The following is a 3978-nucleotide window of genomic DNA, read 5'->3' as shown; positions in this document are numbered from 1 at the left end:
CGCCTCCGGCGGACGTCCGGGCGCCTCCACGGAAAACCGGATGCGCCCGCCCGGCGCCCCGGGCTAACCTCGGCGCCATGTCGACGCCCCGTATCTCCTAGCTGACGGACCCGCCTCCACGCCACCCGTGTGTCCGTTCGCTGTTACGGAGCGTCATCCTCTTGATCACCACCCGTGGTGTCGACGTGCGCGTCGCCGCCCGCCTGCTGCTGTCCGACGTCACCTTCCACATCGCCCCGGGCGACCGCATCGGCCTGGTCGGCCGCAACGGCGCCGGCAAGACCACCCTGCTCGCCACGCTCGCCGGCCGGCTGCGCCCCGCCGCCGGGACCGTCACCCGCACCGGCCCGGTCGGCTACCTCGCGCAGGACTCCCGCGCCGCCGAGCCGACCGTGACCGTCACCGGGCGGATCCTGTCCGCGCGCGGCCTGGACACCGCCGTCCAGGACCTGCGCGCCGCCGAGACCGCCATCGCCGAGACCGCCCTGGCCACCGGCCCCGGCGCCGAGCGCGCGCAGCGCCGAGCCATGGCCGCCTACACCCGGGCCGAGGCCGAGTTCCAGGCCCGCGGCGGCTACCCGGCGGAGGGCGAGGCCGCCCGGGTCGCGGNCGAGCGGCTGCTGGACAGCCCGCTCGGCGCACTCTCCGGCCGCCAGCGCCGCCGCGTCGAGCTGGCCCGGATCCTCTTCGCCGACCACGGCACCCTGCTGCTCGACGAGCCCACCAACCACCTCGACGCGGACGCCGTCGCCTGGCTGCGCGGCTACCTGGCCGGCTACCCCGGCGGTCTGGTCCTGATCAGCCACGACGTGCCACTGCTCGCCGGCACCGTCAACCGGGTCTTCCACCTCGACCCGCAACGCGCCACGGTCGACGTCCACAACACCGGCTGGGCCGCCTACCTGGCCCAGCGCGCCGCCGACGAGCGCCGCCGCGCCCGCGAGCGGGCCAGCGCCGAACGCAAGGCCGCCGCCCTGCACGCCCAGGCCGACCGGATGCGGGCCAACGTGGCGACCGCCGTCACCGCCCGCTCGATGGCCCGCCGCGCCGACCGGATGCTCGCCGCGCTCGAACCGGTCCGCCAGGCCGAGCGCACCGCCCGCATCCGGCTGCCCCAGCCGGCGCCCTGCGGCCGGATGCCGCTCGGCGCGGTCCGCCTCGCCAAGTCGTACGGCGGGCGCGCCGTGCTCGACGGGCTCGACCTCGCCGTCGACCGGGGCAGCCGGCTCGTCGTGCTCGGGCCCAACGGGGCGGGCAAGACCACGCTGCTGCGGACGCTGGCCGGCCGGGAGTCGCCGGACGGCGGACGCGTCGTATCCGGGCCCGGGCTGCGGCTCGGCTACTTCGCCCAGGAGCACGACACCCTCGACCCGGACCGCACCGTCCGGGAGAACCTCGCCGCGGCCGCACCGGAACTCACCGACGGCGACCTGCGGCACGTGCTCGGCGCGTTCCTGTTCCGGGGCGACGACGCCGACAAGCCGGCCCGGGTGCTGTCCGGCGGCGAGAAGACCAGGCTCGCCCTGGCCGGGCTGGTCCACTCCGGCGCCAACGTGCTGCTGCTCGACGAGCCCACCAACAACCTCGACCCGGCCTCCCGGGCCGAGGTCCTGTCGGCCGTGGGCGGTTACCCCGGCGCGATCGTGCTGGTCACCCACGATCCGGGGGCCGTCGAGGCACTGCGGCCGGACCGCGTCCTGCTGCTGCCCGGCGGGGACGAGGACCTGTGGAGCGACGACTACCTCGACCTGGTCACCGAAGGCTGACCCGCCACGACCGACCCGTCAGGGCCGGCGAGCCTCGATCAGGAACCGGGCGGAGCGGGCGATGAACGGCCCCCTCCGCCCGTCCCACCCCGCCCGCCTACGGCTGCGCGGCGATCAACTCGTTGCCGTAGAGGTCCCGGAAGTGCAGTGAACGGCCCGACCCGCCGTCCGGCACACCGGGCCGGGTGGCCACGCCGAGCTCCGTCAGCCGCGCCGCCACCCGGTCCAGGTCGTCCGTGTAGAGCACCAGCAGCGGCATGCCCCCCGTCTGCCGCCCCACCACCGCCCGCGCTTCCGCGGACTCCGCCGGCATCAGCCACAGCCCCGCCGCCCCCGCCCCATCCGCCGGACCGACGTGCAGCAACCGGTAGCCGTCGAGATCCCCGTCGAAGAGCACGGCGAACCCGAGCCCGTCCCGGTAGAACCCGAGCGCCGCCTCGACGTCCTCGACCAGTACCACCGTCCGCCCGACCGCCGTGAACATCCCCATCGTCGCCCCCTGTTCGCGATCCATGCCGCGACGCTAGCCCACCCCACCGACATCACCCGGCGGCCCCTGCGCGCGCCGGACGTACACGGCTCCCCTGCGCCCACACCGCTGACGCCACTCCCGCCCAGCCGGTCGGACGACGACCGCCCAGGAGCGGCGGCACCGCGCCGAGCCCAGGCCTCCGCCTCGGCGACCGGACGCCGAAAGCCACCCCCCCGGACGCCCACGCGGCGCCTGAAACCCCACAACCAGCCGGCGAAGAGACACGGCCCGCCACCCGGCGCCCTCCCACCGGGGTACGGGGACCACGCACCCCGTGCGCGAGACGACCCACCACCCGCCTCACACCGGCCGTGAAGCGGCCCCGCCTCGCCGGGTCCGTCGGGCGGCGACCGTCCAGGCGGCGGTGACGGCCCGGTGGGCGCGGGCGGTCGCCTCGGCGGTGTCGGCGGGGAGGTGCAGCGGGGTGCCGAGGTGGACATGGAGGGCGGGGCGGCGGACGGGGGCGGTGGCCAGGCCGGCGAGTTGCTTGAGCGGCCCGCCCGAGGTGAGCCGGCGGGACCCGGCCTGGCCGAGCGGGACGACCGGTGCCCCGGTGGCCCGCGCCAGCCGGGCCAGGCCGCTGCGGAACGGGCCGGGCGGCAGTTCACCGGAGTCGCGGCGGCGCGGCAGCCCGCCCTCGCCGTAGATCAGCACGACCCGTCCGGCCGCCAGTGCCTCCCCCGCCGCGTCGAGTGCCTCCGCCGCCCGCGCGGTGCCGCGGTGGACGGCGATGTGCCCCTCCCGGCGGAGCGCCGGTCCGAGCAACGGGACGCGCCACAGCCCGGCGGTGGCCAGGACGACCGGCCGGGCGCCGAGCCGGTGCAGGGCGGCCAGCACGACGGCCGGGTCGGCGAGCGAGGTGTGGTTGGCCGCGACGATGCTGCCCGGGGCGGGGCCGTCGGTGTCGGCGGTGATGTCCAGGCGGCCGAAGGCGGGCACGAGGAGGGTGGCGGCGCGGCTCAGCATGGCGGTGGCGTGCTTCCTCTGTGGCGGAGTGCGGTTCCGGCCAGTCTGCGCGGACCCGCCGGGGCGGCGCCTGAGTACCCGTACTCAGCCGGGTGCGGGTAGTCGTCCGGTCGCGAGCCCGACCTCTTCACGGCGCGAACGGCCGGGAGGCCGGAGCCCGGTCGCCCGGCCCGGCCCGGCCCGCATGGAGCGTCGCACGGTCGAGCGGATGGCCCCCGGACGGAGGGCCAGGTCCTCCGGGAGGCCCGTCGCGACGGAATCCGGGTCAGGTCTCGCCCGACATTTCGATTTCCCTCGTTCGCCGCGCGCCGGGCGCCGGCCGCGTCTAGGCTCCTCGCGTATGAGGAGGCGACTGGACGTCATCGACCGGACCCTGTTCCACCGGGTCGCCACGGCGGACCGCCCGTTCGGAACCGGGTCGGTGAGCGGTCGCTGGCTGCGCCGGCTGAGCCGGGCCGCGGACCACGGGATGCTCTGGTTCGGCGCCGCCGCCGTGCTCGGGGCCGTGGGTGGACGGGCCGGACGGCGGGCCGCGCTGCGCGGGGTGAGTTCGCTGTTGCTCGCCTCGTCGGCGGCCAACATCGCGGCCAAGCAGGTGACCCGTCGACCACGCCCCCTGCTGGACCCGGTTCCGGTCGCCCGGCGGCTGCTCCGGCAGCCGGTCACCACCTCCTTCCCCTCGGGCCACTCGGCTTCGGCCGCCGCCTTCGCCAC

Annotated in this window: 4 protein-coding genes; 2 read left to right on the top strand and 2 right to left on the bottom strand. The window is 76.9% G+C overall.

Annotated features, from left to right (window positions below; genetic code table 11):
- The first annotated feature begins 161 nt into the window (after window positions 1-161).
- Entirely contained in the window at window positions 162-1766 is a 1605-nt protein-coding gene (locus ABD308_RS32490) for an ABC-F family ATP-binding cassette domain-containing protein (RefSeq protein ID WP_344343074.1), read from the top strand.
- A gap of 97 nt (window positions 1767-1863) precedes the next feature.
- Here the strand turns inward: ABD308_RS32490 and ABD308_RS32485 are convergent, their stop codons facing one another.
- Window positions 1864-2280 carry a VOC family protein gene (locus tag ABD308_RS32485; protein ID WP_344343072.1) on the bottom strand — a complete coding sequence of 139 codons (417 nt, stop codon included), beginning with the start codon at window positions 2278-2280 and terminating at the stop codon, window positions 1864-1866.
- Window positions 2281-2598: 318 nt separating this feature from the next.
- On the bottom strand, window positions 2599-3264 hold the full coding sequence (locus ABD308_RS32480; protein ID WP_344343070.1) for a lysophospholipid acyltransferase family protein: 666 nt from the start codon (window positions 3262-3264) through the stop codon (window positions 2599-2601).
- Between the two features lie 340 nt (window positions 3265-3604).
- On the opposite strand from ABD308_RS32480, the gene ABD308_RS32475 reads away from it, so the two are divergent.
- Window positions 3605-3978: phosphatase PAP2 family protein (locus ABD308_RS32475; RefSeq protein WP_425554902.1), on the top strand; the 374-nt coding region annotated here is incomplete at its 3' end.

The sequence above is a fragment of the Kitasatospora putterlickiae genome (genome assembly GCF_039527695.1).
GTDB lineage: Bacteria > Actinomycetota > Actinomycetes > Streptomycetales > Streptomycetaceae > Kitasatospora > Kitasatospora putterlickiae.
The sequence above is the reverse complement of the archived record's forward strand: the minus strand, read 5'-3'. Positions and strand labels throughout refer to the sequence as shown.

Bases quoted from the DNA above. Each gene is read 5' to 3' on its own strand.
- ABD308_RS32485 (WP_344343072.1), bottom strand. From the start codon at position 2,280: ATGGATCGCGAACAGGGGGCGACGATGGGGATGTTCACGGCGGTCGGG.
- ABD308_RS32480 (WP_344343070.1), bottom strand. From the start codon at position 3,264: ATGCTGAGCCGCGCCGCCACCCTCCTCGTGCCCGCCTTCGGCCGCCTG.